The organism is Cereibacter sp. Soil_C_27 (assembly GCF_057657095.1).
Genome location: NZ_JBDGJD010000003.1, coordinates 149,787 through 167,652, shown reverse-complemented (window position 1 = coordinate 167,652; position 17,866 = coordinate 149,787). Strand labels below are relative to the sequence as shown.

At 66.7% G+C, this 17,866-nt stretch carries 15 protein-coding genes; 6 read left to right on the top strand and 9 right to left on the bottom strand.

What is annotated here, in order from left to right; translation table 11 throughout:
- Positions 1-78: 78 nt before the first annotated feature.
- Both AC3A5Z_RS12825 and AC3A5Z_RS12820 read right to left on the bottom strand, forming a co-directional pair.
- Complete coding sequence (locus tag AC3A5Z_RS12825) at positions 79-1,329, bottom strand: flavin-containing monooxygenase (protein WP_487519738.1); 1,251 nt, start codon at positions 1,327-1,329, stop codon at positions 79-81.
- A 256-nt stretch (positions 1,330-1,585) separates the two neighbouring features.
- A complete protein-coding gene (locus tag AC3A5Z_RS12820) occupies positions 1,586-3,166 on the bottom strand; it encodes a sensor histidine kinase (RefSeq protein WP_487519737.1) in 1,581 nt (526 codons plus the stop codon).
- A 296-nt stretch (positions 3,167-3,462) separates the two neighbouring features.
- Between AC3A5Z_RS12820 and AC3A5Z_RS12815 the strand changes: the two genes are divergently transcribed.
- Positions 3,463-4,605: an amidohydrolase gene (locus AC3A5Z_RS12815; protein ID WP_487519736.1), complete on the top strand. Its 1,143-nt coding sequence runs from the start codon at positions 3,463-3,465 to the stop codon at positions 4,603-4,605.
- Between the two features lie 9 nt (positions 4,606-4,614).
- Here AC3A5Z_RS12815 and AC3A5Z_RS12810 read toward each other — a convergent pair whose 3' ends face one another.
- The 6 genes from AC3A5Z_RS12810 to AC3A5Z_RS12785 all read right to left on the bottom strand — a co-directional run bounded on the left by AC3A5Z_RS12810 (position 4,615) and on the right by AC3A5Z_RS12785 (position 11,149).
- On the bottom strand, positions 4,615-5,835 hold the full coding sequence (locus tag AC3A5Z_RS12810) for a heparan-alpha-glucosaminide N-acetyltransferase domain-containing protein (protein ID WP_487519735.1): 1,221 nt from the start codon (positions 5,833-5,835) through the stop codon (positions 4,615-4,617).
- 370 nt (positions 5,836-6,205) lie between these two features.
- On the bottom strand, positions 6,206-7,627 hold the full coding sequence (hydA, locus tag AC3A5Z_RS12805) for a dihydropyrimidinase (RefSeq protein WP_487519734.1): 1,422 nt from the start codon (positions 7,625-7,627) through the stop codon (positions 6,206-6,208).
- On the bottom strand, positions 7,627-8,853 hold the full coding sequence (locus AC3A5Z_RS12800) for a cysteine desulfurase-like protein (RefSeq protein ID WP_487519733.1): 1,227 nt from the start codon (positions 8,851-8,853) through the stop codon (positions 7,627-7,629). Before AC3A5Z_RS12800 ends, hydA begins: the two co-directional genes overlap by 1 nt.
- Positions 8,854-8,876: 23 nt before the next feature.
- Entirely contained in the window at positions 8,877-9,614 is a 738-nt protein-coding gene (locus tag AC3A5Z_RS12795; RefSeq protein WP_487519732.1) for an amino acid ABC transporter ATP-binding protein, read from the bottom strand.
- Positions 9,615-10,283 (bottom strand): amino acid ABC transporter permease, encoded by a 669-nt coding sequence (locus tag AC3A5Z_RS12790; RefSeq protein WP_107665761.1) that lies wholly within the window; start codon positions 10,281-10,283, stop codon positions 9,615-9,617.
- Between the two features lie 74 nt (positions 10,284-10,357).
- Entirely contained in the window at positions 10,358-11,149 is a 792-nt protein-coding gene (locus AC3A5Z_RS12785) for an ABC transporter substrate-binding protein (RefSeq protein ID WP_487519731.1), read from the bottom strand.
- 171 nt (positions 11,150-11,320) lie between these two features.
- Between AC3A5Z_RS12785 and AC3A5Z_RS12780 the strand changes: the two genes are divergently transcribed.
- Positions 11,321-12,031 (top strand): FadR/GntR family transcriptional regulator, encoded by a 711-nt coding sequence (locus tag AC3A5Z_RS12780; RefSeq protein WP_487519730.1) that lies wholly within the window; start codon positions 11,321-11,323, stop codon positions 12,029-12,031.
- 4 nt (positions 12,032-12,035) lie between these two features.
- Here AC3A5Z_RS12780 and AC3A5Z_RS12775 read toward each other — a convergent pair whose 3' ends face one another.
- A complete protein-coding gene (locus tag AC3A5Z_RS12775) occupies positions 12,036-12,713 on the bottom strand; it encodes a GntR family transcriptional regulator (RefSeq protein WP_487519729.1) in 678 nt (225 codons plus the stop codon).
- Positions 12,714-12,971: 258 nt separating this feature from the next.
- Here AC3A5Z_RS12775 and araD point away from each other — a divergent pair, with 258 nt between their 5' ends.
- The 4 genes from araD (at position 12,972) to AC3A5Z_RS12755 (ending at position 17,804) form a co-directional block, all read left to right on the top strand.
- Positions 12,972-14,705, top strand: a complete 1,734-nt coding sequence (gene araD / locus AC3A5Z_RS12770) for an L-arabinonate dehydratase (protein WP_487519728.1) — start codon at positions 12,972-12,974, stop codon at positions 14,703-14,705.
- 14 nt (positions 14,706-14,719) lie between these two features.
- Complete coding sequence (locus tag AC3A5Z_RS12765) at positions 14,720-15,445, top strand: ribonuclease activity regulator RraA (protein WP_487519727.1); 726 nt, start codon at positions 14,720-14,722, stop codon at positions 15,443-15,445.
- Between the two features lie 45 nt (positions 15,446-15,490).
- Positions 15,491-17,008: an aldehyde dehydrogenase (NADP(+)) gene (locus tag AC3A5Z_RS12760; protein ID WP_487519726.1), complete on the top strand. Its 1,518-nt coding sequence runs from the start codon at positions 15,491-15,493 to the stop codon at positions 17,006-17,008.
- 85 nt (positions 17,009-17,093) lie between these two features.
- Entirely contained in the window at positions 17,094-17,804 is a 711-nt protein-coding gene (locus tag AC3A5Z_RS12755; protein WP_487519725.1) for a FadR/GntR family transcriptional regulator, read from the top strand.
- The last annotated feature ends 62 nt before the right edge of the window (positions 17,805-17,866 follow it).

Here is a 17,866-nt window from a genome sequence, read left to right as displayed (position 1 = left end):
ATCTTGCCTTTCTTGGGATGTCGGTTGGGGATCGGCGCGGCGCGATCGGCGCCGCCTTGCGGCCGGACGCCCGGCGCCTCAGGCCTTCCCGTAGGCCGCATAATTCCGCTGCACGCCGATATGGGTGGCGATGTATTTCGCGTCATACCAGCAGCCGTAGATGAAGGAGGAGGCGCGGTTGGTCAGCTCGGGCAGGCCAAGGAAGTAGATCCCGCTTTCCGACGAGATGCCGCGCTTGTGGAACGGCGTGCCGTCCTCGTGGAAGGCGTCGACCTTGAGCCAGCTGAAGTCGAACTTGAACCCGGTCGCCCAGATGATGCTCTGCACCCCAGCGCCCTGCAGATCGAGCTGCAGGACCGGGTTCGCCACGCAGTCCGGGTCGGGAGCGATCTCCCAGGCGTCCGGTTCGGGCGGCAGGTCGAGCCCGTTGCGCGCGACATAGGCATCCGCCTCCTCGAGCACCTCGAGATAGGCCCGGTCCCCGGCGGCGATATTTGCGGCGAGATCGTCGGCAAAGCTCAGCACACCCTCCTCGCAGGACCGGGTGGTGCCGAGCACCGTGACCCCGGAGTGGCCCAGACGGCGGAAATCGATGGTCTTGCCGCCGTCATAGCCGCTGACCGCGAAGGCCACATGCTTCTTCTTCCCCGTGGTCGTGATCGCGTCCCATTTGCCCAGCACGCCGAGCCACCAGACGTAATCGCGCTGCCGATAGGCGCGCGGCGGACGGTAATGCTCGCCGATCGAGAGATAGACCTTGCGCCCGGCGCGCTGCAGCTCTTCGGCGATCTGCGACCCCGACGCCCCGCCCCCGACCACCAGAACCGCGCCGTCGGGCAATTGCCCGGGGTTCTTGTAGGCCGAGGAGTGCATCTGCAGAAGCCCGGGCGCCTCCGGCACGATCCGCGGATACTGCGGCAGCTGGAACGGGCCGGTGGCCACCACCACCCGCTGCGCCTCGATCCGGCCCTGCGAGGTGGTGACCATGAAACCCGGGCGGCCCTCGCACCGTTCGACCCCGGTCACCGCGACGCCGGTGCGGACCGGTGCCGCGATCATGCGGGCGTAATCCTCGAAATAGCGCGCCATCCGCTCCTTGGCGGGGAAGCTTTCGGGCGGGATGTCGTCGAAGGCCATGTTGGGGAAGCGGTCGTGCCAGGCGGGGCCGTTGGCCACCAGCGAGTCCCAGCGTTCCGAGCGCCAGCGCTCGGCAATCCGGTTCCGCTCCAGCACGAGATGCGGCACCCCCATGTCCGTCAGATGCTCGCTCATGGCGATCCCGGCCTGACCCGCGCCGACGACGAGCGTGTCAATTGTTTCGACTGTCATGGCGGTGTCCTGGGTGTTCATCGGTCGGAGGGTCCGGAGGAGGAATCTGTTCCGGACGACCCTGCGCGGAGATGGCCGATCTGAAAAGGGGTATCTTTTTCGAGGGAGTCCATCGGAGCCGCGCGGCACGGGTCATGGCCGGAAAGCTTCGGTCTGCCGCATCCTTGATCGGGGAAAGCCGTCCCGGAGGCATCCCCTGACCACACCGCCAGTGCGGGGACGCCACGGCGCCCCGCCCGGGCGCCGGAGCCGGGCTTCAGGATGTCCGCCTACCGGACCCCGTCCCGCCGATCTGCGGCAGGGTCGGCGCGCGGATGGTGAACTCGAGACTGTAGCGGGTGCCCGGCCCGGGCTGGCGGGTCAGCTCGGCTTCGGCCTGGGCGAGCAGGCCTTCGAGGATGCGCAGGCCGGATCTTCGGTCGGTCGTCTCCGGGGCGCCGATGCCGTCGTCGGCGATGTCGAGCCTTGCCCGGTCGCCGATGCGCAGCAGACGCAGCGAGACCGAGCCCACGCACCCCTCGGGGAAGGCGTGCTTCACCGCATTGGTCAGGAGCTCTGCCACGATGAGCGCCAGCGGAATGGCGCTGTCGGGGCCGATCATGATGTCCTGTTCGAGGTCGCAATCGACGCGGATGCCGCGCTCGGGCGGCAGGATGGCGGGGCTGTTGGCCAGCCGTGACAGGAGCTGGCCAAGGTCGATCCGGTCGTTCTCCTGCGCGCGGTAGAGCAGCGCATGCACCTCGGCCACCGCCTGAAGCCGGGCCTTCAGCGCGTCGGGATCGACCTTGCCCGTCAGGCGGACCTGAAAGCTGATGAGGCTGCCGATCACCGCGAGATTGTTCTTCACCCGGTGGTTCAGCTCCTGCAGCAGCTGCGAGCGCTGCTCGGCCAGTTGCTGTGCCGCGACCAGCTGCTCGTGGGTCTCGCGCTGGCGCATGCCGTCGGCAAGGCCGCGCTGGATCCGGCTGGTCAGGACGAGGCTGAACAGGCTGAGTGCGCCGAGGAAGAGCCAGACCGGCAGGGCCTGGCCCAGCCACTGCCTGCGCACGTCGGAGACGGGGATGCCCGAGATCGCGAAGAGCGGCAACTCTCCGACCCGGGTGAAACCGTAGTAGCGCTCGATGCTGTCGGAGACGGCGATGGTCTGGTAGTGACCGTCGTCGTGCTGTGCCATGGACTTGCGGGCGGCATTTTCGGGATCGAGGAAGATCGGGGTCGAGGCCACGTTGCGCACCAGGAGCTTGCCGTCCTCGCGCAGCAGCGAGGCCGCCTGACCGGGGGTGGTGGCTATGCTCTGGAGGAACCCGCGCATCGACACGACCTGTATCGCGGAGATGAAGATGCCGTCGGTTTCTCCCAGCCGCAGGGGGATCGCGATGATGAAGGCATCCTGCGCCTCCCGCCCGACACTGCGGTCGAGGATCACGCGCGAGGAGGCGGCCGGGCTGTTGCGGTAGTCCTCCAGCGCCAGGTAGGGAATGTTGGCGAAGCCATGGCTCGCCGCCACGATCTCGCCATCGTCCGAAACGATCGCGAGGCCCTGCGACGCGGCCTGCGCCTCTTGCAGATCCGACAGGTAATCCTTGAATTCGGGGCTCGAGATGTAGTCGGGCGGCTCCGCCTCGACATGACGCTGGACCGCTTCCTTGAGGACCATCTGGGTCTGGATCAGGCGGTCGGTGTAGAGTTCGATGAGCTGGACATTCTCGGCGCCCTGCTGATGGGTGCGCTGGACCTGCTGCGCCTCGGACCAGAACGCCCAGAGCACGGCCCCGAGCAGCGGAAACAGCGTGGCACCCAGCCGGAGGGCCAGGAAGGCTTTCGAACTGAATCTCATATGATCATCTGCTGCTCCTGAAGCGATAGGTCCGCCGTCTTCCACGGAAGAGTGGGAGACAGAAAATGTTCCTGACATACCTCTTATACCCGATGATCGCCCCTCCTGCCCTGTCACCGCATGTCGCGCCCCGAGGGCGCGTCCGCGGTGGTGTCTCCCGTCCGCGGTGCCGTGTCCATATCCTGCTCGGCGCGGGGATGCGACCGAGGGGAGTGCGTGGGGCGGCGCCTGGCCCCTTGCGGTTTCGCGCAGAAGCGCATGATCTGGGGCGGGCCGCCGCGCGAGAAGGGGATATGATGCTGAGCAACAGCGATGTCGTCGAACTGACCGAATTCCGTCACCATCTGCACCGCCACCCGGAGGTCTCGGGGAACGAGGTCTGGACGGCGGCGCAGGTGGTCGCGACGCTGGAGCCGCTGGGGCCTTCGCGCGTCGTCACCGGACTGGGCGGTCATGGCGTCGCCGCGGTCTGGGATGCGCCGGAGCCGGGGCCGGTGGTGATGTTCCGGGCCGAACTCGACGCGTTGCCGATCGAGGAGATCTCGGAAATCGCACATCGCTCGACCCTGCCCGGCAGGGGCCATCTCTGCGGCCATGATGGCCATACTGCCATTCTTCTGGGCCTTGCGCGTCTGATCGCCCGCCGTCCGCCCGTGCGGGGGCGCGTCGTGCTGCTGTTCCAGCCGGCCGAGGAAGACGGCTCGGGCGCCGCCGCCGTGCTGGCCGATCCGCTCTTTGCCCCGCTCAGCCCCGACTGGGCCTTCGCGTTGCACAACATGCCGGGGCTTCCACTCGGCCATGCGGTGATCGCGCCGGGGCCGGCCAATTGCGCCTCGGAAGGCCTGCGGGTGGTGTTCCGCGGCCGGACCTCGCATGCCTCGATGCCCGAAAAGGGCGTCTCGCCCGCCCGGGCAATGGCTGCGCTGATGCAGGCGGCGTTGGCCGCCGGTCGCGGCGAAGAGATCGGACCCGGCTTCCGGCTGGTCAGCTTGTGCCACGCCCGGATGGGCGAGCCCGCCTTCGGCATCACGCCGGGCGAAGGCGAGCTGTGGCTGACGCTGCGCACCCTGCTCGACGCCGAGATGGCGGCGCTCAGCGAGGAGGTGACGACGCTGGCAGCGCGTCTGGCCGAGGAGCACGGTCTGACGGTGGACGTCACCTCTCATGACCGCTTCACGGCATGCGCGAACCATCCGGATGCCGCCGATGCCATCACCCGCGCACTGGATGCGCTCGGCCTCGGCCATGACGGCATCGGCCTTCCGATGCGCGCCTCGGAGGATTTCGGTCGGTTCGGCCAGCACGCCAGATCGGCAATGTTCCTGCTGGGCGCCGGGGCGTCGGCCTCGCTGCACAACCCAGACTATGACTTTCCCGACGCGCTGATCCCGCAAGGCGTCGCGATCTTCGAGCGCATCCGGCAGGATCTGCTGGGCTAGCGCGAGACCTCAGCGCGGTTCGGGCTTTATCACCGCATCCACGGCGCCGCTGATCGGTTGCTGCAGCCTCTGGACGAAGTGCTGGAAGCGCTCGGTCACGGCCTTCCACGCGGGCGGTGCATCCGGGGCCGCTGGCATCATCAGCCGCATGAAGAGATAGCTCTGCCCACAGATCAGCGCGAAGAAGGCCGCCGACATCAACGCGGCCACGGCAAAGCCGCGATGCGGATGGGGGGCGGCGTAGAGAAGGATATTGCCGAAGGAAAAGGTGAAGAGGCTGGTCTTGCCCATGAATTGCAGGCGGCTGCCCCAGCTGCGCTGGAACACGTCCACCGCCAGCACGCAGAGCAGCACGGCCGCAACGGTGAAGCCGAGGCCGAGCGAAAAATAGATCGGGTGGTTTTCATTGCGCAGCGACATGTCGGCGATGGCGAGCACGGTGGCGAAGGGATCCGCCCAGTTCCACATCAGCGCCGAGGCGGCAACCGAAGGCACAAACAGCAGGCCGAGGATGAGGAGGCCGTGACGGCGGCTTTCGGGCGCGGGATCGAGAAAGCGCATCACCCCGTGGCCCAGCACCATGCCGATGCAGACGAGGCTGAGCCCGTGCAAGAGCGAGGGCCCGCCGACGCCCTTCCCGCCGCCGTAGAGGAACCCGAGCGGCATCCCGAGGTAATCCTTGCCGAAGACGATCCGCGGCTCCGGGATCAGCTGAAGCAGCGGCCAGACGAACTGGATGCCGAGGCCGAGCGCCAGCAGCGGCACCAGCCCGAAGCGGAGGCGCAGCGTCAGCAGGGCCGGAGCCAGCAGCAGGGCCAAGGCGTAGAACTTCAGGATGTCGGCATAGGGGCTGGCCCCCAGCATCAGCATGCAGCGCAGCGCATAGCCGATCGAGACGTCGTCGAACAGCATGAGCGAGACGATGGTCAGGCAATAGAGCAAATAGCATTGCAGCGCGCGGATGTAGAGCTGGCGCAGCGCAGAAGCCCGGCGCGGGCCGTCGAGCCGCGGCTTGTAGACGATCTCGAGCATCGCCCCGAAGAGGCAGATGAAGGTGACCGGGGCCATCTGGATGACGAAGCGCATCACGGCCCCGGCATCGCCGAAGAAGTGGAAGAATCTGAACTCGATCAGCGTGTGGCTGAGCATTGCCAGCAGGATCGCGATGGAGCGACAAACGTCGATCCCGATGATGCGCTGGCTGCGGCGGGGTTCGGCGGAAGGGGTCATGCGGGAACTTCCTCGGTTCGCCCCGCGCGCGCAGGGCCGATCGAGCGCCGGGGCGCTGGGATGGCAGGCAGTGCCTCGCGTCTGACGCGGTCGTGCAGGGTTCAGGGCGACAAGCGCAGGGCTGTGGCCACGGTTGGCACAGGGGAAAAGGGATCTACGGAATGCGGGGACGGATACGATACGGGCGGACTATGGGCGCTGGGTGCCGGGGCTTCAACATGCGAGGCATGATGGGCGGGAAACAGGCAGAGACCCGCCGGAATCCCTGAATGGGGGGCGGGGATCAGCCGAGGCGCGATCACGGGTTCAGCCCCGGTCCGCCTGCGCCCGAAGGGTCAGGGGTCGGGCCGCCGGGGCGACCCAAGCGCCGTCAGCGCATGCCGTCCGGTTGCGCGCCCACCAGCGCACTGCGCTGGCGTGGCAGGTAGCGGCCCGCGCCGCGCTTCAGCTTCAGCGCGCCCCGGTCGATCGCCATCGCCCCGTTCAGGATCACGGTGACCGGCCAACCCGTCACCTCAAGCCCCTCGTAGGGCGTGTAATCCGCACCGTGGTGCAGGTCGTCGTTGGTCAGGCGGCGCGTCTCGGTCGGGTCCCACAGGACCAGATCGGCATCCGAGCCGACGGCGATGACGCCCTTCTGCGGGTAGAGGCCGTAGAGCTTGGCATGGTTGGTCGCGGTCAGCGCGGCGAAGCGGGGCAGGTCGATCCGGCCCTTCATCACCCCTTCCGAGAACAGGATCGGCAGCCGCGTCTCCACCCCCGGGATGCCGTTCGGGATCCAGCGGAAGCTGGTCTTGCCGCGGCTGTTCAGCTTGCCCTCCGGGTCGTCGAAGCGGAAGGGGCAGTGGTCGGAGGAGTAGAGGTCGAAGATGCCCTGCTCCAGCCCCTCCCAGCAGGCGATCTGGCTTGCCTTGTCGCGCGGCGGCGGCGAGCAGACGAATTTCGCGCCCTCCCAGCCCTCGCGGTCCAGATCGTCGGCGGTCAGCATCAGGTATTGCGGACAGGTCTCGCCCACGACCTTGGCGCCGCGCTGTCTGGCGCGGGCGATCTCCTCCATCGCCTCGCGGTTCGAGACATGCACGATGACGATTGGCACATCGACGATCTCGGCCAAGGACAGCGCCCGATGCGTCGCCTCGCGCTCCGCCGCGATGGGGCGGGTTGTGGCATGGGCGGGAGGCGCCACCCTGCCCGCCTCCTCGTGCTTGCCGATCAGAAAGCGGATCGCATCCTCGTTCTCGCAATGCACCATGACCAGCGCGCCGGAAGTCTTGGCGGCATCGAGCGTCGACAGGATCTCGTCATCCCGCAGCCGCAGGCCCTCGTAGGTCATGAAGACCTTGAGCGAGGTATAGCCATCCTCCACCAGCGCCGGGATCTCCTGCCCCAGCACCGAGGGCGTGGGGTCGGTGACAATCAGGTGGAAGCTGACGTCGGTGTAGCAGTTGCCCTCGGCCAGCGCGTGATAGCCGGTGAGCGCCTCGCGCAGGGTGCTGCCCTTCTGCTGCAGGCAGAACGGCAGGATCGTGGTGTTGCCGCCATGCAGCGCCGAGAGCGTGCCGCTTTCGAAATCGTCGGCCATCACGATCCCATCGCCCGAGGGCTGCGACAGGTGCACGTGGCTGTCGATCCCGCCCGGCAGGACATAGAGCCCAGTGGCATCGATCTCCTCCCGCCCCGGCGGAAGGGCTTCGCCGAGCATGGCGATGCGGCCATCGGCTATGCCGATATCGCACATGGTGACGGCCGACGCGGTGACGATCCTGCCGTTTCTTATGACAATATCGAACATCAGGCCGCTTTCCGCAGGATCTGGTCGAAGGCGGCGCACAGGCGGTCGACCTCCTCTACCGTGTTGTAATGGACCATCGAGACGCGGAGCAGGCCGCCGGCCCCGGTCTCGCCCAGATCCTCCACCAAACGGCGGGAGTGGAAATCACCGTGCCGGATGGCGATCTTGTGGGCGTCCATCGCCTTGGCCAGCGCGCCGGAGTCGTGCCCGTCGAAGCGGAAGGCCACGGTCGGGATGCGCCGGGAGCCCTCGTTGCGCGTCGCCCCGAACACCCGGCAGTCGTTGCGCGAGGTGAGGTAGGAGAGCAGCCGCGCCACCAGCGCATCCTCCTGCGCGGTGATGGCGGCAAAGCCGGTTTCTAGCCGCGACCGCGCCTCGCCCGAGGCGCCGCCCAGCCCCACGAGATAGTCGCGGATCGCCAGTGTCGAATAGGCGCATTCGTAGGAGGGGTTGCCCGGCTCCAGCTTGCCCGGGGTTTTGTCCTTGCCGTAGAAGTAGTGATAGAGGGTGTCGAGTTCCAGAAGATTCTCGAATTTACCATACATCACAGCATAATGCGGGCCGTAAGTCTTGTAGAGGCTGAAGACGTAGTAATCCACGTCCCAAGCCTGCACGTCGATTGCCCGGTGCGGCGCATAGGCCACCGCATCTACGCAGATCCGCGCGCCGCGCTCGTGCACGAAGCGGGCGATGTCGGCCACCGGGTTCACCTGACCGAGGATATTGGAGACATGCGTCACCGCCACAAGCCGCGTGCGGTCGGTCATCAGCGGCTCGAGATCCGCGAGATCCAGCATCAGCGTCTCGCGGTTGATCGGCCAGATCTTCACCGTCACCCCGAACTCTCGCAGGCTCATCCACGGGCCGATGTTCGATTCGTGATCGGCCACGGTGACGATGACCTCGTCTCCTTCAGAAAACTGCGAGCGCATGGCGCGGGCGAGGTTCTGGATCAGCACGGTCGTCGAGGGGCCAAAGACGATCTCCTCGGGCCGGGCGGCGTTCATGATGGTGGCTGCGGCCACCCGCGCCTCGCGCAGCGCCTCGGCCGCTGCCAGCGACACCTCGTAGCTGCCGCCGATCTGCACGTTCTTCTCGTAGAGGAACTCGGTTATCCGCTCGACCGCGCCCTTCAGGATCTGCGAGCCGCCGGCGTTGTCGAACAGGGTCCAGCCGCGCGACAGGCCGGGAAACTGGGAACGGACATGGGTGAGGTCGAGGGTCATCATCGTCTCCGAAAGGGGGGCGCTCAGTGGTTCAGCACGGCGCCAAGGAAATTGCGGGTCCGCTCTTCCTGCGGGGTGTCGAAGATCTGCGCGGGCGTGCCGGATTCGACGATCCGCCCGCCGTCCATGAAGATCACCCGGTCGGCGACCTGACGGGCGAAGCCCATCTCATGCGTCACCACCAGCATGGTGACGCCGGTGCCGGCCAAGGATTTCATCACGTCCAGCACCTCGCCCACCATCTCGGGGTCGAGCGCCGAGGTCGGCTCGTCGAAGAGCATCACCTTCGGCTCCATCGCCAGCGCCCGGGCGATGGCGACGCGCTGCTGCTGGCCGCCCGACAGCTTGCCGGGAAACTTGTCGGCCTGCTCGCCGATGCCGACGCGCCGCAAAAGTTCGCGCGCCCGCTGCTCGGCCTCGGCCTCGGGCAGATGCCGGACCCGCATCGGCGCCAGCATCACGTTGCGCAGCACGGTGAGGTGCGGGAACAGGTTGAAGGACTGGAACACCATGCCGACATCGGCGCGCACCTTCTCCAGCGCGCGACCGCGCTGCACCGGGGTGCCGCCGACGGTGATCGTGCTGTCGGCCGCGTAATCCTCCAGCAGGTTGATGCAGCGGATCAGGGTGGATTTGCCCGAGCCGGAGGGCCCGATGACGCAGACCACCTCGCCCTCGGCGATGTCGAGATCGATCCCGTACAGCGCGGTGAAGCTGCCGAAGCTTTTCTTCAGATTGCGGATATGGATGTAGCCCGGCATCTAGCGATCCTTCCCGTAGCGGCGTTCCAGCCGCGAGACGGCGGCGACCAGCGGCCAGAGGATGGCCAGATAGATGAGTGCCGCGCCGATCAGCGGGCTCGGGTTGGCCGAAAGCGCCTGCGCCTGCGTTGCCTGTTTCAACAGGTCGGGCATGGCCACGACCGAGGCGAGCGCCGTGTCCTTCATCACGTTGATGCAGTTGTTGGTCAGCGGCGGGATGACGATGCGGATCGCCTGCGGCAGGATCACGTCGACCATCTTGTGCCGCACCCCGAGCCCCAGCGCCTCGGAGGCCTCGAACTGGCCGCGCGGGATCGCCTCGATCCCGGCGCGGAAGATCTCTGCGGTATAGGCGGCGGAGACCAGCGACAGCGCCGCAACCGCCGAGAGGAAGGGCGAGAGCCGGATGCCGACGAAGGGCAGCGCGTAATAGATGATGATCAGCAGCACCAGAAGCGGGATGGAGCGCATCACGTCGATGTAGAGCCGGGCGAGAAACCGCAGCCAGCCCGCGGCATAGAGCCGGACCAGCGCCAGCCCGAGCCCCGCCACCAGCCCGGCAAGGATGCTGACGACGCCGATCTGCAGGGTGATCCACAGCCCGGAAAGGAGCAGCGGAAACGTGCGGATCAGCACCGGCAGGTTGAAGAAGGTATCAAAGATTTCCATGGACTGCTTTCATCGCCGTCGCTTCGGCCAGACGTCGGGAAACCGGCGGCGGGGGCGCCGCCGCCGGAGCGTCGTCACTTCAGCGCGGGCATCTCCATGACCGTCGCGGTGGAGGTGCTGGCTTCGGGTGCCGCTCCGAACCATTTCTCGTGGGTCGCCTGGACGAAGCCCTCGGTCTTCAGCGCGCTCAGCACCTCGCTGACTTCGCCGGCCAGAGCCGCGTCCTTGGCGAACATCATCGAATACTGCTCGCCGGTCGGGATACGCTCGACCACGGCGAACTGCGGCTTGTCCTTGGCGTAGTATTGCAGCGCCGGGATGTCGCTGATGTAGCCGTCGATCCGGCCATTGCCGAGGTCGAGCATCGCCGGGGCCAGACCCTCGAAGCGGCGGATCTCGCCGAAGCCGTATTCGGCCTGATGCTCGGTCGCCCACATGTCGCCGGTGGAGCCGGTATCGACGCCGATCACCTTGTCCTTCAGATCCGCCAGCCCCTTCAGCCCGCTCGCCGCCGTCACGGTCAGCGACTGGTCGCTGTCGTAATAGGGCTGGGCGAAGCTCACCTCGGCCAGACGCTTCTCGGTGATGGTGATTGACGACATCGCCATGTCGATCCGCCCGGACTGCACTGCCGAGAACAGGCCGTTGAACGGGATGTTCTCTATCGTCACCTCGCGCCCGAGCCGCTTGCCGACCTCGGTCGCCAGATCGATCTCGAAGCCGACGATGGCCCCGGACTCGTCCTGGAACTCCCAAGGCACGTTGCCCACATTGGCCCCGACCGTCAGCCCCTGGGCCGAGGCCATGCCGGCGACGCCGAGCGCGAGCGAGACCGCCGCGGCCTGAAGCAATGTCTTCCTGAACATTTCTTGTCCTTTCCCTGTCGTTGTTCTGTTGTTACGGTCCAACTGGTCTGACCGGTCAGGCCAGCCAAGCATGATGCGTTTTGCAACGCAAGACGTTAGCTGGATCAAACAGACGGCTGCGGCGCCCGGCCTCGGGTAACGCCGCCAAAACAGGCAGGAGCCGACAGGCGGATGACTTCGGAGATGGATTTCCCGACGACAGGCTGGACCCCGCTGCCGCAGGTGGTGGCGCGACGCATCCAGGCGATGATCCTCGACGGCGAGTTGCAGCCGGGCGACCAGATCCCGTCGCAGCGCGTCCTGTCGGAGCGGTTCAACGTCAGCCGCGCCTCGTTGCGCGAGGCCCTGCTGACGCTCGAGACGCTGGGGCTGATAAAGACCGAACCCGGCCGCGGCACCTTCGTCACGGCGCGCAAGGCCTCGGGGTCGGAACGGCTGAAATGGCGCTACGCCGACAGTTATGCGGTGCAGGACGTGTTCCAGACCCGGCTGATGCTGGAATCCGAGATCGCGGCCCATGCCAGCGGCTCGATCTCGGGCGAGGCGCTGGACCAGCTCCGCGCCACGACCGACCGGATGGAACGCTGCTGGGAGGCGGGCGATCTGTTGGCCAATGTGGAGGCGGACCTGCTGTTCCACCAGACCATCGCCCTTGCCTGTCCGAACCTGATGCTGCGCACGCTCTACGAGACGGTGCGCAGCCTGCTGACCGAGACCCAGCGCCAACCGATCCCCCGCACCGAAGCCGACCGCATGCGCGCCTCGCTGGGCGAACACCGCCAGATCATCACGGCGCTCGCCACCCATGACCCCGAAGCCGCGCGCCTCGCCATGGCCAGCCACATCCGCAACACGGCGCGCTGTGCGGGGGTGGGAATTTGATGGGCTAGAAAAAGTCCGGACTCGCCTCTCGGATTTCCTTCATGAGAGCAAGCGTCCCGGACAGGTGCTGCCGAACCGCCGCCTGAGCCCCGGCCACATCGCGCACTTGGATCCGTTCCATGATCTGGCCATGCGCCTGCAGAACAGTGGAAGCCTTGTCCGGCTCCATGAGGTTCAATGCCCGCAGGCGATCGATATGCCCCGAGCGCGCCTGGATCAGGTTCCAGAGGTCGGGCATGCCCGCAATCGCGAACATCTCGCAATGAAAATCGCGGTCAAGCTGGTTGAAGCGCACCAGATCCCGGTCGACGTGCAAGGCGGCTTCCTGCAGCCGCAGCAGGCGGGCCGGGCGGGCCAGGTCGTCCGCCGATCCTGTCTCGCACAGGACGCGGATCACCTCGAGTTCGAGCGACACGCGCAGGAACTGGGTTTCCTGAGCGTGACCGACGTCGATCCGCGTCACCTCGGTGCGCGACTGCGGATAGACGGTGACCAGACCCTCCTGCTCCAGCATCTGGAGCGCATCGCGCACCGGAGTCTGGCTGACAGCGTAGGCGGCGGCAAGTTCGTTCCGGGACAGCTGCATCCCGGGAGTCAGGTCGAGCGAGATGATGCGGCTGCGCAGGATCTCGTGCAGCTGGTGCGCAGCGGAAGTCCGCTTCAGGGCCGGCGCTATGGACACAGGTGGAATAACCTCCATGACGTTCGTTCAACGGAGCCCAGTATAGGACATGGTTGACCGAGAAAAACTAATATATTAGTGTTTCGGCTTATGGGGAAGATAATCCCCGCCTGTCGGGGAGGAATTTCATGATCGTGCGATTGATCGCGCCGCCGGCCTTCGGCGCCTTGCTTGATGGTGCGCCACGGCATCGGGCGATGTCATCCGGCGAAGCATCGCGCAGCCACCGCCCCACAGACGCAGTCACGGGATGAAAAGATGACCGGCAAGACCTACGCGCAACTCCGCTCGGCCCGCTGGATGGTGCCGGACGACCAGCGCTCCTTCGGGCACCGTTCGCGCACGATGCAGATGGGCTATGACGCGGCGGACTGGGAAGGCAAACCGATCATCGCGATCATCAACACCTGGTCGGATGCGCAGCCCTGCCACATGCATTTCAAGGACCGGGTGGACTGGGTGAAGCGCGGCGTCCTGCAGGCGGGCGGCTTCCCGATGGAGCTTCCGGCCCTGTCGCTGTCGGAAAACTTCGTGAAGCCGACGACCATGCTCTACCGCAACATGCTGGCGATGGAGACGGAGGAGCTGCTGCGCTCTCACCCGATCGACGGCGCAGTGCTGATGGGCGGCTGCGACAAGACCACGCCCGGTCTCACGATGGGCGCGATCAGCATGGGCCTGCCCTTCGTCTTCCTGCCCGCCGGGCCGATGCTGCGCGGCAACTATGCCGGCAAGTTTCTCGGCTCGGGCACAGACGGCTTCAAGTATTGGGACGAGCGTCGCGCCGGAACGATCAGCAAGGAGGAATGGCAGGGCATCGAGGGCGGCATCGCCCGCAGCTACGGCCATTGCATGACGATGGGCACCGCCTCGACCATGACCGCCATCGCCGAGGCCATGGGCCTGATCCTGCCTGGCGCCTCCTCGATCCCCGCGGCGGATGCCAGCCATCAGCGGATGTCGACCCAGTGCGGCCGGCGCATCGTCGAGATGGTGTGGGAGGACCTGACGCCGGACAAGATCATCACCCCGGCCGCGGTGAACAACGCGGTGACGGTGGCGATGGCGACGGGCTGCTCGACCAATGCGATCATTCACCTGATCGCCATGGCACGGCGCGCGGGCATCCCCTTGGAGCTGGACGACCTGGACCGCATCGGCCGCACGACTCCGGTGATCGCGAACATCCGCCCGTCGGGCACGGCCTACCTGATGGAGGACTTCTACTATGCCGGCGGTCTCCGTGCGCTGATGAAGCAGCTGGGCGACAAGCTGGACTCCGCGGCCATCACCGTCACCGGGCGCCCGCTGGTCGAGGGGCTGGAGGAGGTGAAGATCTGGAACGAGGACGTTATCCGTCCACTGTCGAACCCGGTCTACCACGAGGGCTCGCTCGCGGTGCTGAAGGGCAATCTCTGCCCGGATGGCGCGGTCATCAAGCCTGCGGCCTGCGATCCGAAGTTCCACAAGCACTCCGGGCCCGCGCTGGTCGCGGACAGCTATCCGGACCTGAAGAAGATCATCGACGACCCGGATTACCCGATGACCCCGGACACGGTGCTGATCCTGCGCAATGCGGGACCGCAGGGTGGGCCGGGGATGCCCGAGTGGGGGATGATCCCGATGCCCAAGGCGCTGCTGAAGCTCGGCCTGCGCGACATGGTCCGCATCTCGGACGCCCGGATGTCGGGCACGAGCTTCGGCGCCTGCGTCCTGCATGCCGCCCCCGAGGCCTATGTCGGCGGGCCGCTCGCCCTGGTGAAGACCGGCGACCTGGTCGAACTGGATATCCCGAACCGCAGCCTCAACATGCTCGTCTCCGACGCGGAGCTTGAAGCCCGCCGCGCGGCCTGGATCGCGCCGGAACCGCGCTATGGCCGCGGCTATGGCGTGATGTTCAGCAAGCATGTCGAACAGGCCGACAAGGGCTGCGACTTCGACTTCCTGAAAACCGACTTCGGCCGTCCGGTGGACGAGCCCGCGATCAATTGATGACCGGAGCCAGCATGACCGACTACATCCTTTCCGACGAGACACGCGCAAAGCTGAAGAAGATTTCAACCGCCTCGATCGCGACCGCGCTCTACAAGCGCGGTTTGCGCAACCAGTTCATCCAGAACGTCGTGCCCGTCGCGAAGAAGGAAGAGCGGATGGTGGGGCAGGCCTTCACCCTCCGCTACATTCCCGCGCGCGAGGATCGCAACCAGATCACCGTCTTCCGCAACCCGGACCATCCGCAGCGCGTCGCGATCGAGACCTGCCCGCCGGGCTGGGTTCTGGTGATGGACGCGCGCAAGGACGCCCGCGCGGCGACGGCCGGCTCGATCCTCATCACGCGGCTGGCGCTCCGCGGCGCGGCGGGCGTGGTGTCGGACGGCGGCTTTCGGGATGCGGAAGGCATCGGCGCGCTGGACATGCCCGCCTATTACGCCAGACCGTCCGCCCCCACCAACCTGACCCTGCACGAGGCACTGGACATCAATGTGCCCATCTCCTGCGGCGATGCCCCGGTCTTTCCGGGTGATGTTCTGCTTGGGGACAAGGACGGGGTCATGGTAATCCCGGCGCATCTTGCCGACGAGATCGCCGAGGAATGCGCCGGCATGGAAAGCTTCGAGGATTTTGTGCTTGAGCAGGTCCAGAAGGGCACGCCGATCATCGGGCTCTACCCTTGCACCAAGGACGAGAACCTGAAGAAATACGAAGAGTGGCGCAAGGCGTCGGGTCGCTGAGCCCCGGCCCCGGACCTTGCGACCTTACAGCGGAAAGGATTTCTGATGACCCTCACCATTCATGGCCGGCACCTCGTTGCGGGCGAATGGATCGGCAGCGACGAGACGTTCCGATCCGAGCCCGCGCATGGTCCCGTACGCGAGTTTTCGGTCGGCACGGTCGAGCTGGTGAACCGCGCCTGCGAGGCGGCAGAAGAGGCCTTCTGGACCTATGCCTATCTGAGCCGCGAAGAGCGCGCGCGCTTTCTCGACACGATCGCGGACGAGATCGAGGCCCGGGCGGAGGCCATCACGGAGATCGGCACCCAAGAAACCGGCCTGCCGGAGGCGCGCCTGAACGGCGAGCGCGGTCGCACCACGGGCCAGCTGCGCCTCTTCGCCAGCCACATCCGTGAGGGCGCCTATCTCGACCGCCGCCATGACAAGGCGCTTCCCGACCGTCAACCGATCCCGCGCCCGGATCTGCGGATGATCCAACGCCCGATCGGTCCGGTCGCGGTCTTCGGCGCCTCGAACTTCCCGCTGGCCTTCTCGACCGCCGGCGGCGACACGGCAGCGGCGCTGGCGGCAGGCTGCCCCGTCGTCGTGAAGGGGCACTCCGCCCACCCCGGCACCGGCGAGATCGTGGGCGAGGCCGTTGCGGCCGCCATCGAGAAATGCGGGTTGCCGAAGGGCGTCTACAGCCTGATCCAGGGCGGTCGCCGCGACGTCGGCACCGCGCTGGTCCAGCACCCGCTGATCAAGGCCGTCGGCTTCACCGGCTCGCTGGCCGGAGGCCGCGCGCTCTTCGACCTCTGCGCCGCGAGACCGGAGCCGATCCCGTTCTTCGGTGAACTCGGCTCGGTCAACCCGATGTTCCTGCTGCCGGAGGCCGCCCGATCACGGGCAGAGGCGCTCGGCCAAGGCTGGGCTGCCTCGCTGGCCATGGGCGCGGGCCAGTTCTGCACCAATCCCGGCATCGCCGTGGTGGGTCAGGGTCCGGAGGCGGATGCCTTTGTCGCCTCGGCCAAGGCTGCGCTGGAGAAGGTGGGACCGCAGACAATGCTTACCGAAGGCATCGCCGCCGCCTATCGCCAAGGGCGTGAGCGCTTCACCTCGCGCAACTCGGTGACCGAGGTCATGGGCCATGAAGACACGGGCCGACAGGCCAGCCCCAACCTCTTCGAGACGACGGCGGAAGCCTATTTGCAGGACCATGCGCTTGGAGAAGAGGTGTTCGGGCCGCTCGGTCTGGTGGTGCGGGTTTCGGGTGAGGAAGAGATGCTCACGCTTGCCCGCGGCTTCGAGGGTCAGCTGACCGCCACGGTGCACATGGACGCGGGCGATGCCGAAACGGCGCGCAGGCTTCTGCCGGTGCTGGAACGCAAGGCCGGGCGCGTGCTGTTCAATGGGTTTCCGACCGGCGTCGAGGTCTCGGACGCGATGGTGCACGGCGGCCCCTACCCGGCCTCGACCAACTTCGGCGCCACCTCGGTCGGAACACTGTCGATCCGCCGTTTCCTCCGCCCGGTCTGCTTCCAGAACGTGCCGGAGGACGTCCTGCCGGAAGACCTGCGCTTCTGATACCACGCGCCGCTCCGGAACGGGCTTCCGGAGCGGCGCGCCTTTGCTTAAAACCTCCCGAGCCACAGGGCCGATGGAGGATGCCATGACCACCGAAGACGCGGCACGGCCCGCCTCCTTCTCCGATCAGGTCTATGGCCGGATCATGACCGACATCATTTCGGGCCTTTTCCCCACCGGCGCGCGGCTGCCGTCGGAGCAGAAGCTGGGCGAGCGGTTCGCAGTCTCGCGTCCGGTCATCCGCGATGCATTGGCCCGGCTGCAGCGCGATGGGCTGGTGGAAAGCCGCAAGGGCAGCGGCACCTATGTCATGTCGCGTCCCCCCGCCGATCTGGCGCTGGTGGCCGATGTGAACGAGGTTGCCCGCTTCCAGCGGTTCCAGGAATACCGGCTGATCGTCGAGGCCGCCGCCGCCGCTCTCGCCGCGGAACGGCGCGACGAGAGCTCCATGGCGCGCATCCAGGAGGCCCACGAGCGTTTCGTGACCGAGATCCGCAGCGGCATCTTCGAATGGCGCTCCGACCGCGCGCTTCACATGGCCATCGCCGAGGCTTCTGGAAACGAGTTCTTCGCCGAGGCGCTTAATGGCAGCGAGATGCAGCTCGGCAATTTCATGCAGGTCTCGCTGCGATTGAGCCAATCCCGCTCGCCGCAGCGGGGCGAGATCGTCATCCGCGAGCACGCCAACATCGTGGAGGCGATCCGCGCCCGGGATCGCAACGGGGCGCGGATCGCCATCGAATACCATCTCGTCCAGTCGCGTCGCCGCATGTTGGACCGCTCCTTGGCGCCATAAGCTGTAATTTGTGTTGACAGGTTTGCCCTATGATGCGCGATATGGTCGCGTACATCGGAGGA

What these genes read in the sequence shown, in the direction of transcription:
- AC3A5Z_RS12825 (WP_487519738.1), bottom strand. Translation starts at nt 1,329, where the DNA reads ATGACAGTCGAAACAATTGACACGCTCGTCGTCGGCGCGGGTCAGGCC.
- AC3A5Z_RS12820 (WP_487519737.1), bottom strand. Translation starts at nt 3,166, where the DNA reads ATGAGATTCAGTTCGAAAGCCTTCCTGGCCCTCCGGCTGGGTGCCACG.
- AC3A5Z_RS12815 (WP_487519736.1), top strand. Translation starts at nt 3,463, where the DNA reads ATGCTGAGCAACAGCGATGTCGTCGAACTGACCGAATTCCGTCACCAT.
- AC3A5Z_RS12810 (WP_487519735.1), bottom strand. Translation starts at nt 5,835, where the DNA reads ATGACCCCTTCCGCCGAACCCCGCCGCAGCCAGCGCATCATCGGGATC.
- hydA (WP_487519734.1), bottom strand. Translation starts at nt 7,627, where the DNA reads ATGTTCGATATTGTCATAAGAAACGGCAGGATCGTCACCGCGTCGGCC.
- AC3A5Z_RS12800 (WP_487519733.1), bottom strand. Translation starts at nt 8,853, where the DNA reads ATGACCCTCGACCTCACCCATGTCCGTTCCCAGTTTCCCGGCCTGTCG.
- AC3A5Z_RS12795 (WP_487519732.1), bottom strand. Translation starts at nt 9,614, where the DNA reads ATGCCGGGCTACATCCATATCCGCAATCTGAAGAAAAGCTTCGGCAGC.
- AC3A5Z_RS12790 (WP_107665761.1), bottom strand. Translation starts at nt 10,283, where the DNA reads ATGGAAATCTTTGATACCTTCTTCAACCTGCCGGTGCTGATCCGCACG.
- AC3A5Z_RS12785 (WP_487519731.1), bottom strand. Translation starts at nt 11,149, where the DNA reads ATGTTCAGGAAGACATTGCTTCAGGCCGCGGCGGTCTCGCTCGCGCTC.
- AC3A5Z_RS12780 (WP_487519730.1), top strand. Translation starts at nt 11,321, where the DNA reads ATGACTTCGGAGATGGATTTCCCGACGACAGGCTGGACCCCGCTGCCG.
- araD (WP_487519728.1), top strand. Translation starts at nt 12,972, where the DNA reads ATGACCGGCAAGACCTACGCGCAACTCCGCTCGGCCCGCTGGATGGTG.
- AC3A5Z_RS12765 (WP_487519727.1), top strand. Translation starts at nt 14,720, where the DNA reads ATGACCGACTACATCCTTTCCGACGAGACACGCGCAAAGCTGAAGAAG.
- AC3A5Z_RS12760 (WP_487519726.1), top strand. Translation starts at nt 15,491, where the DNA reads ATGACCCTCACCATTCATGGCCGGCACCTCGTTGCGGGCGAATGGATC.
- AC3A5Z_RS12755 (WP_487519725.1), top strand. Translation starts at nt 17,094, where the DNA reads ATGACCACCGAAGACGCGGCACGGCCCGCCTCCTTCTCCGATCAGGTC.